Source organism: Aeromonas sobria (genome assembly GCF_050266975.1).
In the GTDB taxonomy this organism is placed as follows: Bacteria; Pseudomonadota; Gammaproteobacteria; order Enterobacterales; family Aeromonadaceae; genus Aeromonas; species Aeromonas sobria_B.
Window position 1 is genome coordinate 1 of sequence record NZ_JBKISU010000136.1, and the last position, 265, is coordinate 265.

Genomic DNA, 265 nt, shown 5'->3' on the forward strand with positions numbered 1-265 from the left:
TTACAAAACGTCTTCGATACGAAGTATCGAAAGCGGACGTTTTGTCCCCTTCGTCTAGAGGCCTAGGACACCGCCCTTTCACGGCGGTAACAGGGGTTCGAATCCCCTAGGGGACGCCACTTCTCTTGCTTAAGAATGCAGACATAAGCAGTCATGTTTATGTCTGTTTTCTTCGGTCACTGACCGTTGCAAACATGCTCTTTAACAATCTGGAAAGCTGATTTAAAAAGTAGTTCTCAAACATTTGTTACAAGTGCTTTGGAAA

1 tRNA gene is annotated in these 265 nt (G+C 44.5%); it reads left to right on the forward strand.

Features of this window, described 5'->3' with window-relative positions:
- Positions 1-43: 43 nt before the first annotated feature.
- Positions 44-119: transfer RNA gene (locus ACLHZ1_RS20800), tRNA-Glu, on the forward strand.
- Positions 120-265: the final 146 nt, after the last annotated feature.